The following is a 17,660-nucleotide window of genomic DNA, read 5'->3' as shown; positions in this document are numbered from 1 at the left end:
AATCCATGACAGATGCACATCAGACGTTGTTGGACCTTCTCGCCGTAGAGCGGCTTGAAGTCGATTTGTTCCGTGGAACCGGGCAGGGTGGCGAGACACCCACGCGCATTTTTGGCGGTCAGGTGATCGGGCAGGCATTAGCGGCAGCTTATCGCACAGTCGAGGACCGGTTGTGCCATTCGTTGCATGCCTACTTTATCCGTCCGGGCGATCCGTCCATCCCGGTCATCTACCAGGTCGACCGGGCGCGCGACGGCGGCAGTTTTACCACGCGCCGCGTTGTTGCTATCCAGCATGGGCGGCAGATCCTGAACATGTCGGCATCCTTTCACGCGGATGAAGACGGCTGGTCGCACCAACACCCCATGCCGGATGTCGAAGGCCCAGACCACCTGTCCGACCGCACAACGCTACGCGAAGCCGTGGTGGATCGGATACCTGCGAAGTTCCATGAAGAGTTCCTGCGCCCGCGCCCGATTGATATCCGAGAGGTCGCACCGCGCGATTTTTTCACTCCGGAGCCAATGGATGACCGCAGCCACCTGTGGTTCCGCATGGCAGCCGCGCGTGGCATCAGCCCACAATTGCAACACTGTCTTCTGGCCTATGCGTCAGATCTGAACTTGCTGGGGACTGCTTTGCGTCCTCATGGGCAAACCTGGTTTACGGGTCGCGTGATGGCAGCAAGCCTGGATCACGCCATGTGGTTCCACGCCCCGGCAGAGTTCTGCGATTGGCACTTGTACACCATGGACAGCCCGTGGTCGGGCAAGGGCAGGGGCTTCAACCGCGGCATGATCTACGACAAGCATGGAACTCTGGTTGCCTCTGTGGCCCAAGAGGGGCTCATTCGGCCGATCACGCCAAAAGCTTAAGCCGTGTAGGCACGGTTCAATTTCTGCATCCCGACAATCCAGCGGTCATAATCAGCTGTCTTGAGTTGCATGTACTTACGCACATTTGCGTGCGGCAAGACCAGGAACGTTTCATCCCGAATGGCGTTAAGACAGGCCTTGGCGGCATCCTCCGGTTCAAGCATCCCGTCGATTGCTGCGACGTGGTCTTCGTGGCCTTCGGTCATTGCGGTGCGCACGGCCTGTGGGCACAATACAGATACCTTGATGCCTGCGTCCCCGTGTGTGATGGCCAGCCATTCTGCAAGGCCAACGGCGGCGTGTTTTGTCACGCCGTAGGGCGCAGAGCCGATCTGGTTCAACAGGCCAGCCGCTGACGCCGTGTTCAGCAAATAGCCGCCACTGCGCTTGGTCATCAGCGGTACAACATGCCGGGCGGCCCACACATGCGCCATCACATTGATATCCCACAACCGTTGCCAGTCCGTATCGGGTGCATCTGCACCGCCTTCAACCAATACGCCTGCGTTGGAACAGAAAATGTCGATTGGACCGACAGTCGTTTCCGTGTTGTCGATCAGTGTTTTGATCTGTTCCTCATTCGAAACATCAGCTTCGACCGTTGTGCCATTGATATTGCGTGCAGTTTCTTCCGTTCCTGCAATGTCTTTGTCGGCGCAGACAACGTGTTTTGCGCCCGCATCAGCAAAAGCGATGCAAAGCGCGCGTCCAATGCCGCCGGCTGCGCCCGTGACAACTACAATCTTGTCTTTGATATCCATGAAAAGCCTCGATGCAGGCGTGCTGGTGGCGACACCTGTTCACAGTAGGTCGCAATACGCGGGATGCCAAGGCTCGCTCAGCTCGCGGCAATTACTTGCGCGGATCAGAGCGATAACTCCATGGCCATTCAATCAGGGTTGCGACGTCAGCGCCACCATTCGGAACCTTGGTTTTGGGGCAGGTCCTCGATCATCGTAACCCGCATGTTCGAGGATAGTTCGTTGAACGGTTCCATAAAGTGCTTGGTCAGCTCCGGGGCAAGTGTCGTTGTTAGGCAAATATGGAACGACACAGCCTCTGGATCAGGAAATTCTGTCGCTGCATCTTTGATGCTTTGTGCGCCGAACAGCATATCTTCGGCAATCGTGACGACGGGTCGACCAAAGGCCGTCAGCCGTGTTTCGTCGCGTATTGGAATGCAGATGCCTATTCCCTGCTCTTTTCCGACTTCCCGATCTGGTTGGACAGCGCGGGTTGCGAAACGTGGCACACATCTCAGGCACTGCTGAAATTTCCGACTTTTGTAACTGCCAAAACATATTCCAGGTCTCGTAAATTCATCGTGCGCAGCGCGTCATTTTCTTCATCTGATATTGCCGCGCAGCACCTGTATCACAGTTCCAGCGGTGCGCATGGTGGTCTGTCGTCAGAGCGCTGCAACCGGCCCGTACACGTTCTCTGGCAAGCAATGCGTTCAACGACCGACGGAAACCCCGTGCCTGCACGTTCAATGCAGACAACCTGAGATTCGGAGGACGCTTATGCCAATGTTGCCCCGACGTCGGACTTCTCGAAGTGCTTTGCCTGAAATGGCTCGGGTTGCGTCGGCGAAGGTGACGCCGGTCTTCCGCCTTTCGCCTGTTGCCAACACTGGTCGGTACTTTCCCCAAAAGGTGTTGCGATGAGACCTTTGGCGACACTGCCTCTTTCCAGCCCGTTTTTCATCACGTGGTTCCTGGCCAGCGCAGCACTTGCGCAGGACGGTTTCGCCCTGACCAGTCCAGTCATTGACCCCGGTGGATCACTGCCCGCCGATCTGAAGTGCACACGCGATGGTGGGGATGGTCTTTCTCCTCCGCTTGCATGGTCCGACACACCTGAGGGTACCAGAAGCATCGCCGTTTCCATGCATCACTATCCGCGAGGAACGCTTGAAGGGGTCGATACGCCCAGCCACTACTGGTTGTTGTGGAACCTTCCTGCGACCACGAGCACTCTGGAACGTGGTAATCCGGGCTCGATCGGGGATGAAGGGGCAGACAAGGACATGCGGGGCGTCGGCTACACGCCGCCCTGTTCGCCACCCGGTCCGGCCCATGAATACATCATCACCGTCTATGCGCTGGACGCAAAACCCACAGCACTTCCGTCGGTGGATGATCCCACCGTGGACTGGCAGCAGATGATGTTGGCGCTCGATGGGCATGTGCTCGCGTCATCAGACTTGCGCTTCACGAATTGAATCAACACGAAACGTCGTTCAAACTGCGCGCGTGAACGGCCAGAGAAAGCAGATCGTAAACGACATGTTTTGCCGCCTTCGTAGCTGACCGACAACAGGGTTGTATGCCAAGCTCGTGGCGTTCCCGTAAGGTATGGGCGGATTTGCGGACAAATTTCAACCATTCAAAGCGTACTGTAAGTAAAAAAAGTTGCACACTGGGAAATATTCTGCCAGCGTTTGATCCGCACTCCTTGCCAAACGAATTGGGGAACTCTTTGAAAGACGGCGCTTCGACCCACTGCCACATCGACGGGCGCGCGATAGCGGCACGCATCCTGAACGAATGCCAAGCCTACGTTCTGGCCAACCCGTCGGTCGCGCGCCTGGTTTCGGTCTCTATTGGCGACGTGCCCGAAATCGAGGTCTATGTACGCAACCAGACACGGGGTGCAGAACGCGCTGGTTTGCCATTCGAGACGCAATTCTGGCCAAAGAATATCACGCAGGAAGACGCCAAGGCGCGTATTCAGGCCATGAACGACGACGCGGAAACGCTTGGCATCATTCTGCAACGCCCTGTGCTCGCGCATATCAACCTGCGCTCGCTGCAATCGGCGATCCACCCGCTCAAGGATGTCGAGGGGATGAACCCTGCGTCGATCGGCAATATCGTCTATTCAGACGTGGCGCTGGCCCCGTGTACGGCGGCCGCCAGCGTTGAGTTGATCAAGGCAACGGGGCTCGACCTCAAGGGGCTCGAAGTTGTGATGATCGGCCATTCGGAAATCGTCGGAAAACCGGCGGCCATGATGCTGATGGCCGAGGGGGCGACAGTCACCGTCTGCCACCACCTGACACGGTCGGTTGCGATGCACTCGCGCCGTGCGGACGTGGTCGTTGTGGCCGTGGGCATCCCGCATTTTCTGGGACCCGACATGATCAAACCGGGGGCTGCCGTCATCGATATCGGGATCAATCAGATCGATGGACCAGACGGCACGCCAAAGATCGTGGGTGACGTGGATACCGATACCGTGGGTGAGATCGCGGGCTGGATCACCCCGGTGCCGGGTGGGGTTGGGCCGGTCACGGTGGCGATCCTGATGCGCAATGCGACGGTCGCGCACCAGCGGCAGGTCGCGGCAGGATGGATGGACTGACATGGGCAAGGCGCAAAACCGCTTCGATGTGGCCGCGGAGATCACAAATGCGGACATCTCGCGGAACATTGAAATCTACGTGAGTAAGGGGTTCAGCGGGCTCGAACTGTCGTCAGTCACCCACGTGCTCGCAACCGCCAATACACTGCTGGGGCGCGCTCTTTTTTCATGGCGGTTCAGCACCGATGCGCCGGGCTTCGTGACCAGCGACCAGGGCGCGCTGGTGCGCGGCGAGCCGTCGGTGGGGGATCACCGGCTGGCGGACATGATGGTCGTCGTGGGCGGTCGGAACGCCGCCAAGGGAACTTGGTTGCCACGCATCCGTGCGATGCAACGCAAGGCCCGCACGGTGGTGCTGTTGTCGGACGCCGCGACCGGCTACATCAAGGCGACCAAAGCGCCTGCAGGCCGTGTCACAACCCATTGGCGCGATATCACGCCCCTTGTCGAAACAGGGTACCACCCGAAACTCACCACGCATCTCAGCGAAAACTCTGACGGCATCATCACGGCCGCTGGGGCAGGGGCCACGCTTGAACTGATGGTGGGCTTGATCGCGCCGCACCTGACCAGCCCGCAGGTGGCCGAGTTGGGCAATCACCTGCTGCTGCAAACCATCCGAAAGAGTGACGCGGAACAACCCAAAAGCATCGCCGACAACGAAGGGCTCTTTGACGCGCGCCTGACCGAAGTGATCCGGCTGATGGAAGACACGGTGAACGAACCGCTGTCGATGGACGAGATCACCGCGCGCATCGGCGTATCGACCCGTCACCTCGAGCGGGTGTTTCGCACCGTCTTCAATGATACACCGGCACGATTCTACAAACGTTTGCGCGTCAAACGCGCCCGCACGATGATCGAAGAGTCGCTCTTGCCCATGATTGATATCGCGGTGGCTGCCGGGTTCGGGTCTTGCACAACGATGACAAAGGCGGTCAAAGCCGAATACGGCCTTACGCCGTCCAAGATGCGGGAACGCAAGAACGTGCAGCTTTTGACCTATGACCGGCACTAAATCGCGAGATATCCAATTGCTGCAAAAACGGTCATGATCCCGACCCACTGGATGCGCGCCACGGCTTCGCGCAAAAAGATGGCCGCAAGCGTGATGGTCAACACACCAAAGGTCGATGCGGCCACGGATGCAAACGCCGGGTATGCGTAGCTGCCCGCCAGCATCACTGCGCCTATGGCCATTGCATCAAGCACACCCATGATCATGAGAACTGGCAATGCTGACCGAACGGGTGCCAGCGGTTGCCGCAGCATCAGGGCCAGTATGGCGACCACGGCGACCGCGCCGATACGCGCCAGGGCGATCGCGGTCATTTCGGTGTTCTCGGCAACCGATAGCTGGCCAAGGGCAAAAGATGTTGCAAACCCGATTGCAGCCAAGACCGACCAGATGACGGCCGATGCTTTCGGGCCCGAGCTGTCATCGTCTGCCGACGTAATTGCAACAAACGCACAGCCGCCCACGATTATCAAAACAGCGAACCATTGCCACGCCGTGACCGCCTGACCATTCATCACGGCCCAACCCACCGATAGGATGGGAAAGCTGGCAACCACCGGGGCCACCACACGGACTGGCCCGATGGCCAGTGCCTTGTAGAAGGACAGGCCCGTCACTCCAAAAACAATCCCGGAAAGGGTGGCAAGCCATGCGGCGTAGGGCGTGATGCTGCTTGTGTCCAACAGCACCGAAAGAACAGCGGTCATCACGCAGCCTGTCACGAGCACGGGAAACAGCGATGGAAACACGCCCACCTTCTGGGAAATGTAGCGGACCAATGTGTCGTGCACGCCCCAACAAAACGCCGCAATCAGGCCCAACGTCAGCGCCTCCATGGCTGCGCCACCGCCGCTTCGTTCGATTTTCTCACGCGGCGATGCCCCTTTTGTTTGCAGCGGATGAGCGAGGCGAGTATTCTCACAGTTAAATAATTATTCCGCTAGTGCAAATTTGCACGGCGTGGGAGGCGACGATGCTTGATGACCCCTATCCCAAGGTAACGCCGGGGCCGCCGCGCCCCAGCCAGATCATCCAGCCAGCGCAATTCTCGATGCCCCCGGGCACGGAACGCTATGTCGTGCAGGGTGGCGGCGCCATTCTTATCCGGGTCGAGGCCGGGGACCTTGTGACGGTGATCAACGACGAGGGCGGGCAGGTTTGCGAGGCCGTCAGTGCTGATGGTAACGGCCGCACTGCCGACAGTATACTAGACCGTTCTGCAGATGCGGCGGCAGATGGATTACGCGCGCTTTTGACCGGCAACGACCAATCCTTGCGTGGTCTGCGCATGGGGCTGGATGCGCGCAAGATCGACATCGGTCAAGCCTGTGCCGTGCGTTTGTTTGATACGGGCACACGGGCCAAAGCCGAAGAGGTGATGCGTGTCACGCGTGACGGTACACTTGTCATTGCGGCGCCGGGCGGTGCCATGGATGCTGAGGTTCAGAACACCACCACACCTCTGACCGTGATGATCCGGCGGACGACGATCAAAAGCCACGTCAAGTTCGAGCTGCCCGACCCACTCGCCGATCCCGTGGCCGACATCCGCGTGCACACCCAGACGGCCGAGGCCTTCTTTGTCAAAGCGGGCGATTACGTCCAGATCATCGATGTGGATGGCCGCCAGTGCACGGATTTCGAGTGCTTTTCGGCCCGCAAGCTCGACAAGGGGATCGAACACGCGCTGGACGTGACGACGACACGCACGCTGATGGGCCACGCCTATCCCATGCCTGGCCTGCACGCGAAGTACTACGATCAGGAAATGCTGCCGCTGGTCGAGGTGGTGCAGGACACCTGCGGGCGCCACGATGCCTTCGCGCTGGCGTGTTCCGCCAAGTACTACGATGACATCGGCTATCCCGGCCACGTCAATTGCTCGGAAAACTTCAACACCGCGCTGGCTGAGTTCAACGTCACAGGCCGCTCCGGCTGGATGGCGATCAACTTCTTCTTCAACACCTATCTGGACGAATACGGGGTCATGTACTCGGATGAACCTTGGTCGCGCCCCGGCGACTATGTCCTGCTGCGCGCCCTCACAGATATCGTCTGTGTGTCCTCGGCCTGCCCAGACGACACCACCGCCGCCAACGGCTGGAACCCGACAGACATCCACGTGCGCACCTATAGCGGGCGCGAGACCTTCCAACGCAGCGTCGCCTACCGACCGACCCCCGATGCGGACCCAAAAATGACCAAACAAACCGGCTTTCATGATCAATTCGCCAAGCACACCCGCAACTTTGTCGAATACAACGGCTACTGGCTCGCCAACTGCTTTGCCGAAGCGGGCCCAATTGAGGAATACTGGGCCTGCCGCAAACAGGCCGTGATCATGGACCTCTCGCCACTCCGCAAGTTCGAGATCACCGGCCCGGATGCCGAAGCGCTCTGCCAATACGTATTCACCCGCAACATGAAAACGCTGGCGGTGGGCGGCGTTGTCTACACGGCCATGTGCTACGAGCACGGCGGGATGATTGACGACGGCACCGTGTTCCGGCTGGGCAAAGACAACTTCCGTTGGATCGGCGGTAATGACTATGGTGGCGACTGGCTACGCGAACAGGCGGAGAAACTTGGGCTGAAGGTGCTGGTGCGCTCCTCGACCGACCAACTCCACAACGTCGCCGTGCAGGGCCCCGAAAGCCGCGACCTTTTGCGCAAGATCGTCTGGACCGCGCCACATAATCCAGAGTTCGACCAGCTTGGCTGGTTCCGCTTCACCCCCGCACGGCTGATGAACGAAAGCGGCACGCCCTTCGTCATCTCGCGCACCGGTTACACGGGCGAGCTGGGCTACGAAGTCATGTGCCACCCCAAACACGCCCCCGAAATCTTCGACGCGATCTGGGAGGCGGGGCAGGGGCACGGCCTGCGCCCCATGGGGCTCGAAGCGCTCGACATGGTGCGGATCGAAGCCGGGCTGATCTTTGCCGGCTACGATTTCTCGGACCAGACCGACCCGTTCGAGGCGGGCATTGGCTTCACTGTCCCGCTCAAGTCCAAACCCGACGATTTCATCGGGCGCGACGCGCTGATCCGGCGCAAGGAGCACCCCAGCCGCAAGCTTGTCGGCCTCGACATCGACAGCAATGTGCAGGTCGATCACGGCGACTGCATCCATATCGGCCGTGCGCAAGTGGGTGAGGTGACATCGTCCATGCGCTCGCCACTGCTGGACAAAAACATCGCCCTCGCCCGCATCGACGTCGCCCACGCCGACATAGGCACCCAAGTCGAGGTCGGCAAACTCGACGGCCACCAGAAACGGTTGCCCGCCACCATTGTATCCTTCGCCCACTACGACCCGAAAAAAGAACGGCCCCGCTCATGATCCGCCGCGCGGTCCTGATCGGGCTCCTGACCCTTGCGCTCCCCGCCCATGCACAGTCGGTCAAGCTCAAGGCGCACGAGATTGACGCGCTCTTGTCCGGCAACACCGCCATCGGCAAATGGGAAGGCACCGCCTACCGCCAGTATTTCGACCCGGACGGGACAACGATCTACGCGCAGGAAGGGGCACGTTCCGCCCGCGGACAATGGCGCACAGATGCGGACAAAGACGAATACCAAAGCATCTGGCCCGGCGATGCCGACTGGGAAGGATGGTTCGTCATGGAGTGGGCAGGTACGTTCTATTGGGTCAGCAAAGCAACGCCTCCGACGCCCTTCGATCTGGTCGAAGGGGAACGGCTGGTCGCCCCATGATCCGCGCCGCAGCCCTTCTACTTCTGTGCACTACCACCGCTCGTGCGGGTGCGTATTGTGCGGACCTGACCGCACTCACCGATCACACAACCACTGAAATCGCACTTCTCGATGGCACGCCGGGTACCTGCACCACATCACTGGACCTCACAGGCGCGCGCGCCATCAACTGCCGCTGGCCCTTCGACTATCGCGCTGATGCCGCGATGGATGCCTTTATCGCTCTGCTCAACGCAACCGAACACTGTCTGAACGCCGATGGCGTCACGGACCAGGATGTCAATCACCCCGACAGCTACGACCTGCGCACGTTCGATACCGAAACGGCGCAGGTCAGTGTTTCAATCAAGGACAAGGGCGCTCTGCAGCAGACCTATGTCTTCCTGCGCGTCGCCCCAGCACGCTAGTTTTGCAAATAGACCTCTAGGCTGTCATCCAACGCATCCACCCACGGCGTGTGGTGGATGGGTGCCATCGACCCTGTCATCACCGACGCATAGCAATTGTCGCGGAACGTCATGATGCCCTGCTTCTTGTGGCCCTTCCACGCTTTGAATGCCTGGCACGCGCCTTCGACATCGAATGACGGGTAGTCCGTCTCGGCAATCAGCTCCTTGATGTAATCGCCCTGATACCAGATCGCGTCGTAGTCATCCGCGCCTGCATCCTCGCGCGCCACGCGGTCGACCACATCGGCCTCCATCTCAGCCTTTGACGGCATCGCGATCTTGCCCATGATCGCGTCGCGCACCCACCAGGCCTGCGCATCGAACATGTTGAAGGTGAACCACTGGTCCTGCATGCCCAGATAGAACAGGGCCGGGTTATCCACCCATGCCACGCCTTTATACAGGTCCGCCGTCGCCAGCCGGTTCGCCGTCTTCAGGCGCAATTCTTCGGCCATGAAGGGGAAATGGTGCTGATATCCCGTGCACAAGATCACCGCATCCACATCGCGGCTTGTGCCATCCTTGAAATGCGCCGTCTTGCCGCTCACATGGGTCAGCAGCGGCACTTCTGCCCAGTTGTCCGGCCAGTCATAACCCATCGCCGCCGTGCGGTGTGACACTGTGATCGACTTGGCCCCGTATTTCCAGCATTGCGATCCGATGTCTTCGGCGGAATAACTGGTGCCGACAATCAGGATATCCTGATCCTTGAATTCCAACGCATCGCGAAAATCATGGGCGTGCAGCACCCGGCCCTTGAAGCTCTCGAAGCCCGGAAACTCCGGCACATTTGGGGTCGAGAAGTGGCCCGATGCACAGATCACGTGATCGAACTCTTCCGTGTATTCACGGTCATTCGGCAAGTCCTTGACCGTCACACTGAAGGTGCCGTCCTCGAATTCAACCCGGCGCACCGCCGTCTCGAACCGGATCCAGTCTCGGACGCCCGCCTTGTCCACACGGCCCTGAATGTAGTCGAACAGAACCGCGCGGGGCGGATACGATGCGATCTGTTTGCCGAAATGTTCTTCAAAGGAATAGTCCGCGAATTCGAGGCCTTCCTTGGGCCCATTGGACCACAGATAGCGGTACATCGATCCGTGCACCGGCTCGCCATATTGGTCCACGCCGGTACGCCACGTATAGTTCCACAATCCCCCCCAGTTGGACTGCTTTTCGAAGCAGACGATCTCGGGAATATCCTCGCCATTCTTCTTGGCCGATTGAAAGGCACGCAATTGTGCGAGGCCCGAAGGACCCGCCCCGATGATGGCGATACGTTTGGGCATTGTGCGACTCTCCTGCAGTGAATTAGTTTGATTCAATTCGACCGAGATCATCCCTGTAAGTCAACTATTTTGCACCTCAGTAAAAAATATGAGGTGACTTTCACGTTCGCCTGGTGTTCGTTCTGTGCAGGTTGAACAGCGAAGGGGGCACGTTCATCATGACGAAGCCGCATTTCAGTTTCTGGTTTGTCGCCGGACTTGGACTGGTCTGGAACCTAATGGGATGCCTCAATTTCATCACCCAGATGAATGCCGAGGCAGTGGCTCAAATGCCCGAGCTCTACCAACTCATCATCGAGGCGCGCCCACTTTGGGCCACGCTTGCCTTCGGTCTTGCGGTCTTTGGCGGGGCGGTTGGGTGCATACTGCTTTTGCTCCGCCACCGGGTGGCGACCGTGGCTTTGCTGGTATCCTTGTTGAGCATCGGCGTGACTGTGATCCAGACACTGTCAGTGGTCGGTTTAGCTCCAAGCACAGCACTTGCGCTGCTCGTCGGCGCGGCGCTTTATTGGTACTCAACAATCGCCGCCCGCACGGGATGGTTGCGCTAGACCCCGCGACCGCCCGTCATCCGCGTCAGCTTGCCAGAAATCCGGTTAATTTTCGAGAAACGCACCGCACGCAGGATCAACCCCCTGATCCCGCTTACAGATATCAAAACAGTTGAGATCCCGTGACGCCACCGAACAGGCTGTCCCCGCGGGGACAAACCTCAGATATCAAGCGTGTTGTCCTTCTCCCATTGCGAGAAGTGGGCGGTAAAGTCGTTCCACTCCTGCGTCTTCATCTTGATGTAAGAGGCCGAGAATTCCTCTCCCATCGCGGCTTTTAGACCCTTGTCCTTGTCGTATTCACGAAGGGCATCCAGCATGTTCAGCGGCAGCTTGGGCGCGCCGCGCACCTTGTGGCCTTCGGCATACATGTCGATGTCGTGGCGCTTGCCCGGATCGGCTTGCGTGCGGATGCCATCCAGACCTGCCGCAATGATGACGGCCTGCAACAGATAGGGGTTCGTCGCCCCGTCCGGCAGCCGCAATTCGAACCGGCCCGGCCCCGGTACACGCACCATGTGGGTACGGTTGTTGCCCGTCCATGTGACGGTGTTGGGCGCCCATGTCGCACCTGACATCGTGCGCGGGGCGTTGATGCGTTTGTAGCTGTTGACGGTCGGGTTCGTGATCGCGGCGAGGGCGCTTGCATGCTTCATGATCCCGCCTAGGAAATGGCGTCCCTTTTCCGACAGGCCCAGTTCTGCTGTTTGCGAGCTGTCATTGGGCTCCATCGCGAACACGTTGGTCTTCGCATCGGCACCCGGCGCATCCCAGACCGAGATGTGGGCGTGGCAACCGTTGCCCGTCAGACCCTCTACCGGCTTGGGCATGAAAGTGGCGCGGAAACCGTGTTTTTCCGCCACGGATTTGGTCATGAACTTGAAGAAGGAATGCTTGTCCGCGGTGCGCAGCGCGTCGTCGAACTCCCAGTTCATTTCGAACTGACCGTTCGCATCTTCGTGGTCGTTTTGATACGGTCCCCAGCCCAGATCGAGCATGTAATCGCAAATCTCGCGCACCACATCATAGCGGCGCATGACCGCCTGCTGGTCGTAGCAAGGCTTGGCCGCCGTATCGTATTCGTCGCTGATCTGATTGCCATCTGGCGTCATCAGGAAGTACTCGGCTTCGATGCCGGTCTTGACGTGCAACCCTTCGGCGGCGGCCTCGTCAATCAGGCGGCGCAGCACGTTGCGGGGGGCCTGGGCGACGTCCTCGTCCTCCATCACGCAGTTGCCTGCAACCCATGCCACTTCGGGTTTCCACGGCAATTGAATGACCGAAGACGGGTCCGGCACGGCCAGCATGTCGGGATGCGCCGGTGTCATGTCGAGCCAGGTGGCGAAACCCGCAAAGCCTGCGCCGTCTTCCTGCATGTCGGCAATGGCTTGCGCGGGCACCAACTTGGCCCGTTGACCGCCGAAGAGGTCAGTAAAGGAAATCATGAAATACTTGACGCCATTCTCGGCGGCGAACTTGGCAAGATCAGTGGTCATCTATCTGTTCCTGTTGGTCTTTTTATGTGGTGAGGGCGCGTGCTGTGATGGCCGCGCCCTTCGTTGAGTGATTAGTAAGAGGTGCCGGGCTTGCCGGGGTACCAGTCGGTCCCAGCGAGCGGAATCTTGGCCATCGCCGCCGCCTCAAGCGTCAGGGCGCACAGGTCCTCAGGCTCCAGATTGTGCAGGTGGTTCTTGCCGCAGGCCCGTGCGATGGTCTGCGCTTCGAGCGTCATGACCTTCAGGTAGTTGTTGAGCCGTCGCCCGCCCTCGATAGGGTCAAAGCGTTTCATCAACTCGGGGTCCTGAGTGGTAATGCCTGCGGGATCTTGCCCCTCATGCCAGTCATCATAGGCCCCGGCAGTGGTGCCAAGCGCGTTGTACTCGGCCTCCCATTTTGGGTCGTTGTCCCCCAGCGCGATCAGCGCGGCGGTGCCGATGGCGACGGCGTCGGCACCAAGGGCCATCGCCTTGGCAACATCCGCACCCGTACGGATGCCGCCCGAGACTACAAGTTGCACTTCGCGGTGCATGTCGAGATCTTGAAGCGCGCGCACGGCCTCGCGGATACAAGCCAGGATGGGCTGGCCCACATGTTCGATGAACACGTCCTGCGTCGCGGCCGTGCCGCCCTGCATCCCGTCCAGCACGACAACATCAGCGCCTGCTTTGACCGCCAAGGTAGTGTCGAAGTAGGGGCGCGCGCCGCCGACCTTGATATAGATCGGCTTTTCCCAATTGGTGATCTCGCGCAGTTCGAGGATTTTGATTTCCAAATCATCGGGGCCGGTCCAGTCGGGGTGACGACAGGCCGAGCGTTGGTCGATCCCTTTTGGCAGGTTGCGCATTTCAGCGACGCGGTCGCTGATCTTTTGCCCCAACAACATGCCGCCGCCGCCGGGCTTGGCACCCTGACCGACGACAATCTCGATCGCGTCGCAGCGGCGCAGATCGTCCGGGTTCATGCCATAGCGTGAGGGCAGGTATTGATAGACCAGCTTGTTGGAATGGCCGCGTTCCTCTTCGGTCATGCCACCGTCGCCGGTTGTCGTCGACGTGCCTGCCATGGTGGCGCCACGGCCCAATGCCTCTTTCGCGCTGCCCGACAGCGCGCCGAACGACATGCCTGCAATTGTCACGGGGATGTCGAGTTGGATCGGATTCTTGGCAAAGCGTGTGCCGAGGGTGACGTTGGTATCACAGCGCTCGCGATATCCTTCGAGCGGATATCGTGAGATTGAGGCACCCAGAAACAGAAGATCATCGAAATGAGGCAGCTTGCGTTTCGCTCCGCCGCCGCGAATGTCATAGATGCCCGTTGCTGACGCGCGCCGGATCTCAGCATTAACGGGGTTTGAGAACGTGGCCGACTGGATCGGCAGCGTGCGCGGTGCGCCGTTTTGCTCGTCTTTCATGGTCTGGCCCTCAATATGCGTTGTCGATGTTGAAATTGTAGAGTTTGCGCGCCGATCCGTAGCGTTTGAATTCGGATGCCTTGGCGTCGCAACCGCCACGTTCCAGCAACTCTTCGAGGATGGTGATGTGTTCAGGCCGCATCTCTTTCTCGATGCAGTCGGCACCGAGCGATTTCACCGAACCGCGCACAAATAGGCGCGCTTCATAGAGTGAATCGCCCAGTGCCTCGCCCGCATCCCCGCAGACCACCATATTGCCCGATTGCGCCATGAAGGCCGACATGTGCCCGATATTGCCGTGCACGATGATGTCGATCCCTTTCATCGAAATACCGCAGCGCGATGACGCGTTGCCCTTGATCACCAGCGTGCCGCCATGGCCCGTGGCGCCCGCATATTGCGAAGCATCCCCTTCGACCACGACCATGCCGGACATCATGTTTTCGGCTGTGCCCGGCCCGACGGAACCATGCACATGCACGGTCGCCTGCTTGTTCATGCCGGCGCAGTAGTAGCCAGTAGAGCCTTTAATGTTCACTTCGATCGGTGCGTCGAGACCTACGGCAATTGCATGGCTGCCCTTTGGGTTCACGATTTCCCAATGTGTCTGGTTGCTATTGTCTGCCTGCGCGTGCAGGGTGGAATTGAGCGCACGTAGCCCCTGTGCTTCCAAGTCAAATGTTTGCATTTACGCCGCTTTCTCTTGCGCGGTTGGGGCCGCATTGTGCGACCAGAAATAGACGGTTGCGGGCTCTGGCTCCCACACCTTGGCAGTGTCGATGCCGGGCAAGTTCACAAGCGCGCGGTATTCGGAGCCGAAAGCCACGTATTGATCGGTTTCGGCCATGACAGCGGGCTTGCAGGCGATGGGGTCGCGGACAACGCCGAAGCCGTCCTTGGTGCCCACAACAAAGGTAAAGAACCCGTCGAGGTCATCGAGGCTGGAGGTCAGCGCCTCACCCAGGGTCGATCCGGTCTGCATTTTCCACGTGAGGTAGGCGGCGCCCACTTCGGTGTCGTTTTCGGTTTCGATATGCACGCCAAGTCGACGCAGTTTGCGGCGCAGCGAGTTGAGGTTGGACAGCGATCCGTTGTGCACAAGGCACTGGTCAATCCCCGTGTTGAACGGGTGCGCGCCCATGGTTGTGACTGCCGACTCAGTTGCCATGCGCGTGTGCCCGATACCGTGCGTTCCGGACATTTGCCGAATGTCGAAGCGGTTTGCCACATCTTTGGGCAGTCCGACCTCTTTGTAGATTTCGAGGGTCGAGCCGTGGCTCATCACCCGCAGATTGGGCCGAATTTCACTGAGAATTTCGCGGGCTGCGGGCACCTGATCAGCCTGCAATGAGAGGACGGCGTGCGTGTCCTTGATATCCATCGACACCTTGCCCTTGACCCGTTTGCGCAAGTCGTTGTCGAGCTTGTCAAGGTCGACAACAGGCGCGTTGGATTGAACGGTCAGTTTTGCGTTACCCGTTGTTTCGTCACCGTAAATTGCAATCCCAGCGCTGTCAGGTCCACGGTCTGTCATGGTGATCAGCATGTCGGTCAGCATGTCGCCTAGCTGTGGTTCCAACGCGGCGTCTTTCAGAAAAAGTCCGACAATCCCGCACATGGCGATGGCCCTCCCAAAAAGTGATCTGTCGTTCGACTCGAACGCTAGCATCGTTACATCACATGCTCAACCAATGGGAAACTATTTTTCACACCAGTTAAAAAAAGAGTCGCCAGATGAAACATGTCGTGGTTCACTTTGGCCAGCGTCGCGCACTGCATACGACGGCGCACAAAGCCAACAGTCCAACACGGGGGTTCATCGTGGAAGAGCAAATCGCAGAATTGATGGCCCAGATTGCCGCGCTGCAGAGCAAGGGTGGTGTAACCAACACCATGTTTGCCGAGACATTCTATTATCTGACCATCCCGCTGATGATCATCATTCACGCGGGGTTCCTGGCTTATGAGATGGGGGCGTCGCGCCTGAAGAACGTGCTGAGTTCGGGGGTGAAGAACATCCTGGCTTTCGCGTTCATGATCCCGACTTTCTATTTCTTCGGATGGTGGGTGTATTGGGGCTTCCCAACTGGACTGCCCGGTGCGGCAGGCCCCGCAGGCATCTCGGGTGTGGAATACGCCAACGCGATCGCATGGGGCTGGGGTGAGAGTGCCCAGTACATGGGGCCGAACATCGCGGATCAGGCATCCGGCGTGTTCTTTGGCGCCTTTGCGCTGTTTGCCGCCACCACAGCCTCCATCATGTCGGGCGCTGTGATCGAGCGTATCCAGACCGTCGGCTTTGTCATCCTCGCTGTCGTCCTTGGGTCGTTCGCGTGGGTCGTGGCCGCTGCATGGGGCTGGCACGCAGATGGCTGGCTGGTCACGCAGTGGGGCGTGTATGACTTTGGTGCGGCGGGCCTTGTGCACGCGGTGGCAGGGTTCTTTGCCCTGGGCGTTCTGATCAACCTTGGGCCGCGTATCGGCAAGTTCAACGCAGATGGCACGGCCAACCACATCGCAGGGCACAACATGCCCCTGACGGTGACGGGCCTGATGCTGATCATCGTGGGATTCTGGGGCTTCCTTATGGCCTGCGTGATCGTGCCCGGAGAGGCGTGGAGCTGGTTTGCAGACAAGCCATCCACCATCTACGGCACACCCATCACGTTGTCGGCGCTGGCCTTCAACATCCTGATGGCGGTTGCGGGCGGTATCATCGGCGCATGGGTGCTGACGCGTGATCCGTTCTGGATGATGTCGGGTGCGCTTGCGGGCATCATTTCGACCGCGTCCGGTCTGGATATCTACTATCCGGCGCTGACATTCATCGTCGCCTTCTCGGCCGGCGTGATCCTGAAGCCTTGCGCCACATGGCTGGAAAACCGCGGCATCGACGATGCGGTGGGTGCGGTCACTGTGCACGGGACCATCGGCCTTTATGGTGTGGTCCTGCTGGGCGTGTTCGCCTCTGGCTATCCGTCGCTGCAAGGGGCGGCAGGCGAAGTACCGACCATCAGCCTGATCGGTCAGATCGTCGGTGCGGTCGTGTTCTTCCTGCTGGGCTTTGTTCCGGGATATGCCGTGTCATATGTCTTGAAGATGTTGGGCATGCTGCGCATCCCTGAAGGCGCGGAAATCGCAGGTATGGACATGGTCAAGGTCCCGGCCGAGGGCTACCCCGAAGGCATCCCTGCACCTGGCGTCAACCTGGCGCCCGGCGAGTAATCGAACAGAAAAAGGACGAAATCATGGGTTTTCCATATGACGAAGCAAGCTGGTCGGTTGTCGACGGTGCGATGTTCATGGGCTGGGGTTCAGGCATGCCTGGGCTCTACACGCTGATCGCAGCAGGGATCTGCGTGGCGGTGCTGCTATTTGGACAAAGGACCGAAAGCGCAAAGACCAAGCAATTCGAGAAGTAAGCATGCCAGACGTGCGTAAGGGGCGGCCATGGGTCGCCCCTTACTTGTTCGGCATTTGCCCG

At 59.3% G+C, this 17,660-nt stretch carries 18 protein-coding genes; 10 read left to right on the top strand and 8 right to left on the bottom strand.

Translation table 11 applies throughout. From position 1 onward, the window contains the following. Window positions 1-5 precede the first annotated feature (5 nt). On the top strand, window positions 6-875 hold the full coding sequence (locus Q1A75_RS05340; RefSeq protein ID WP_299554440.1) for an acyl-CoA thioesterase II: 870 nt from the start codon (window positions 6-8) through the stop codon (window positions 873-875). On the opposite strand, the gene Q1A75_RS05335 is transcribed toward Q1A75_RS05340, so the two are convergent. Both Q1A75_RS05335 and Q1A75_RS05330 read right to left on the bottom strand, forming a co-directional pair. Next, window positions 872-1,636: an SDR family oxidoreductase gene (locus tag Q1A75_RS05335; protein ID WP_299554437.1), complete on the bottom strand. Its 765-nt coding sequence runs from the start codon at window positions 1,634-1,636 to the stop codon at window positions 872-874. The genes Q1A75_RS05340 and Q1A75_RS05335 overlap by 4 nt on opposite strands. A gap of 146 nt (window positions 1,637-1,782) precedes the next feature. Further along, window positions 1,783-2,127, bottom strand: coding sequence for a hypothetical protein (locus Q1A75_RS05330; RefSeq protein ID WP_299554434.1), 345 nt, complete (start codon window positions 2,125-2,127; stop codon window positions 1,783-1,785). Between the two features lie 411 nt (window positions 2,128-2,538). On the opposite strand from Q1A75_RS05330, the gene Q1A75_RS05325 reads away from it, so the two are divergent. From Q1A75_RS05325 to Q1A75_RS05315, 3 genes are all read left to right on the top strand, one after another. Next, window positions 2,539-3,099: a YbhB/YbcL family Raf kinase inhibitor-like protein gene (locus tag Q1A75_RS05325; protein WP_299554431.1), complete on the top strand. Its 561-nt coding sequence runs from the start codon at window positions 2,539-2,541 to the stop codon at window positions 3,097-3,099. Window positions 3,100-3,356: 257 nt separating this feature from the next. After that, entirely contained in the window at window positions 3,357-4,241 is an 885-nt protein-coding gene (locus Q1A75_RS05320) for a bifunctional 5,10-methylenetetrahydrofolate dehydrogenase/5,10-methenyltetrahydrofolate cyclohydrolase (protein WP_299554428.1), read from the top strand. Between the two features lies 1 nt (window position 4,242). Further along, window positions 4,243-5,259 carry a helix-turn-helix domain-containing protein gene (locus Q1A75_RS05315; RefSeq protein ID WP_299554425.1) on the top strand — a complete coding sequence of 339 codons (1,017 nt, stop codon included), beginning with the start codon at window positions 4,243-4,245 and terminating at the stop codon, window positions 5,257-5,259. Here Q1A75_RS05315 and Q1A75_RS05310 read toward each other — a convergent pair. Further along, a complete protein-coding gene (locus Q1A75_RS05310) occupies window positions 5,256-6,095 on the bottom strand; it encodes a DMT family transporter (protein ID WP_299554422.1) in 840 nt (279 codons plus the stop codon). The genes Q1A75_RS05315 and Q1A75_RS05310 overlap by 4 nt on opposite strands. Before the next feature lie 137 nt (window positions 6,096-6,232). Between Q1A75_RS05310 and Q1A75_RS05305 the strand changes: the two genes are divergently transcribed. From Q1A75_RS05305 to Q1A75_RS05295, 3 genes are read left to right on the top strand one after another with little or no spacing between them, the layout of a single operon-like run. After that, on the top strand, window positions 6,233-8,602 hold the full coding sequence (locus Q1A75_RS05305; protein WP_299554419.1) for an aminomethyltransferase family protein: 2,370 nt from the start codon (window positions 6,233-6,235) through the stop codon (window positions 8,600-8,602). Further along, complete coding sequence (locus Q1A75_RS05300) at window positions 8,599-8,976, top strand: hypothetical protein (RefSeq protein ID WP_299554416.1); 378 nt, start codon at window positions 8,599-8,601, stop codon at window positions 8,974-8,976. Before Q1A75_RS05305 ends, Q1A75_RS05300 begins: the two co-directional genes overlap by 4 nt. Next, entirely contained in the window at window positions 8,973-9,383 is a 411-nt protein-coding gene (locus tag Q1A75_RS05295; protein ID WP_299554413.1) for a hypothetical protein, read from the top strand. The genes Q1A75_RS05300 and Q1A75_RS05295 overlap by 4 nt, the downstream gene beginning before the upstream one ends. On the opposite strand, the gene Q1A75_RS05290 is transcribed toward Q1A75_RS05295, so the two are convergent. Next, window positions 9,380-10,714 carry an NAD(P)/FAD-dependent oxidoreductase gene (locus Q1A75_RS05290; protein WP_299554410.1) on the bottom strand — a complete coding sequence of 445 codons (1,335 nt, stop codon included), beginning with the start codon at window positions 10,712-10,714 and terminating at the stop codon, window positions 9,380-9,382. The two genes, Q1A75_RS05295 and Q1A75_RS05290, sit on opposite strands and share 4 nt — an antisense overlap. Before the next feature lie 158 nt (window positions 10,715-10,872). On the opposite strand from Q1A75_RS05290, the gene Q1A75_RS05285 reads away from it, so the two are divergent. Further along, on the top strand, window positions 10,873-11,265 hold the full coding sequence (locus tag Q1A75_RS05285; protein ID WP_299554407.1) for a hypothetical protein: 393 nt from the start codon (window positions 10,873-10,875) through the stop codon (window positions 11,263-11,265). A 161-nt stretch (window positions 11,266-11,426) separates the two neighbouring features. Here the strand turns inward: Q1A75_RS05285 and glnT are convergent, their stop codons facing one another. The 4 genes from glnT to Q1A75_RS05265 form a co-directional block, all read right to left on the bottom strand. Continuing rightward, complete coding sequence (gene glnT, locus Q1A75_RS05280; RefSeq protein ID WP_299554404.1) at window positions 11,427-12,761, bottom strand: type III glutamate--ammonia ligase; 1,335 nt, start codon at window positions 12,759-12,761, stop codon at window positions 11,427-11,429. Window positions 12,762-12,832: 71 nt separating this feature from the next. Beyond that, window positions 12,833-14,176, bottom strand: a complete 1,344-nt coding sequence (locus Q1A75_RS05275) for an FMN-binding glutamate synthase family protein (protein ID WP_299554401.1) — start codon at window positions 14,174-14,176, stop codon at window positions 12,833-12,835. A gap of 10 nt (window positions 14,177-14,186) precedes the next feature. Continuing rightward, complete coding sequence (locus tag Q1A75_RS05270; RefSeq protein WP_299554398.1) at window positions 14,187-14,864, bottom strand: GXGXG domain-containing protein; 678 nt, start codon at window positions 14,862-14,864, stop codon at window positions 14,187-14,189. Continuing rightward, the gene (locus Q1A75_RS05265) at window positions 14,865-15,794 is read right to left on the bottom strand and encodes a glutamine amidotransferase family protein (protein WP_299554570.1); all 930 of its coding nucleotides are present in this window, start codon (window positions 15,792-15,794) and stop codon (window positions 14,865-14,867) included. Between the two features lie 203 nt (window positions 15,795-15,997). On the opposite strand from Q1A75_RS05265, the gene Q1A75_RS05260 reads away from it, so the two are divergent. Together Q1A75_RS05260 and Q1A75_RS05255 are read left to right on the top strand one after the other, a co-directional pair. Continuing rightward, window positions 15,998-17,401, top strand: a complete 1,404-nt coding sequence (locus tag Q1A75_RS05260; RefSeq protein ID WP_299554567.1) for an ammonium transporter — start codon at window positions 15,998-16,000, stop codon at window positions 17,399-17,401. 23 nt (window positions 17,402-17,424) lie between these two features. Further along, window positions 17,425-17,598, top strand: a complete 174-nt coding sequence (locus tag Q1A75_RS05255) for a hypothetical protein (protein WP_299554396.1) — start codon at window positions 17,425-17,427, stop codon at window positions 17,596-17,598. The last annotated feature ends 62 nt before the right edge of the window (window positions 17,599-17,660 follow it).

This window comes from uncultured Tateyamaria sp. (assembly GCF_947504105.1).
Taxonomy (GTDB): domain Bacteria; phylum Pseudomonadota; class Alphaproteobacteria; order Rhodobacterales; family Rhodobacteraceae; genus Tateyamaria.
This window is presented reverse-complemented; position numbering and strand designations above follow the sequence as displayed.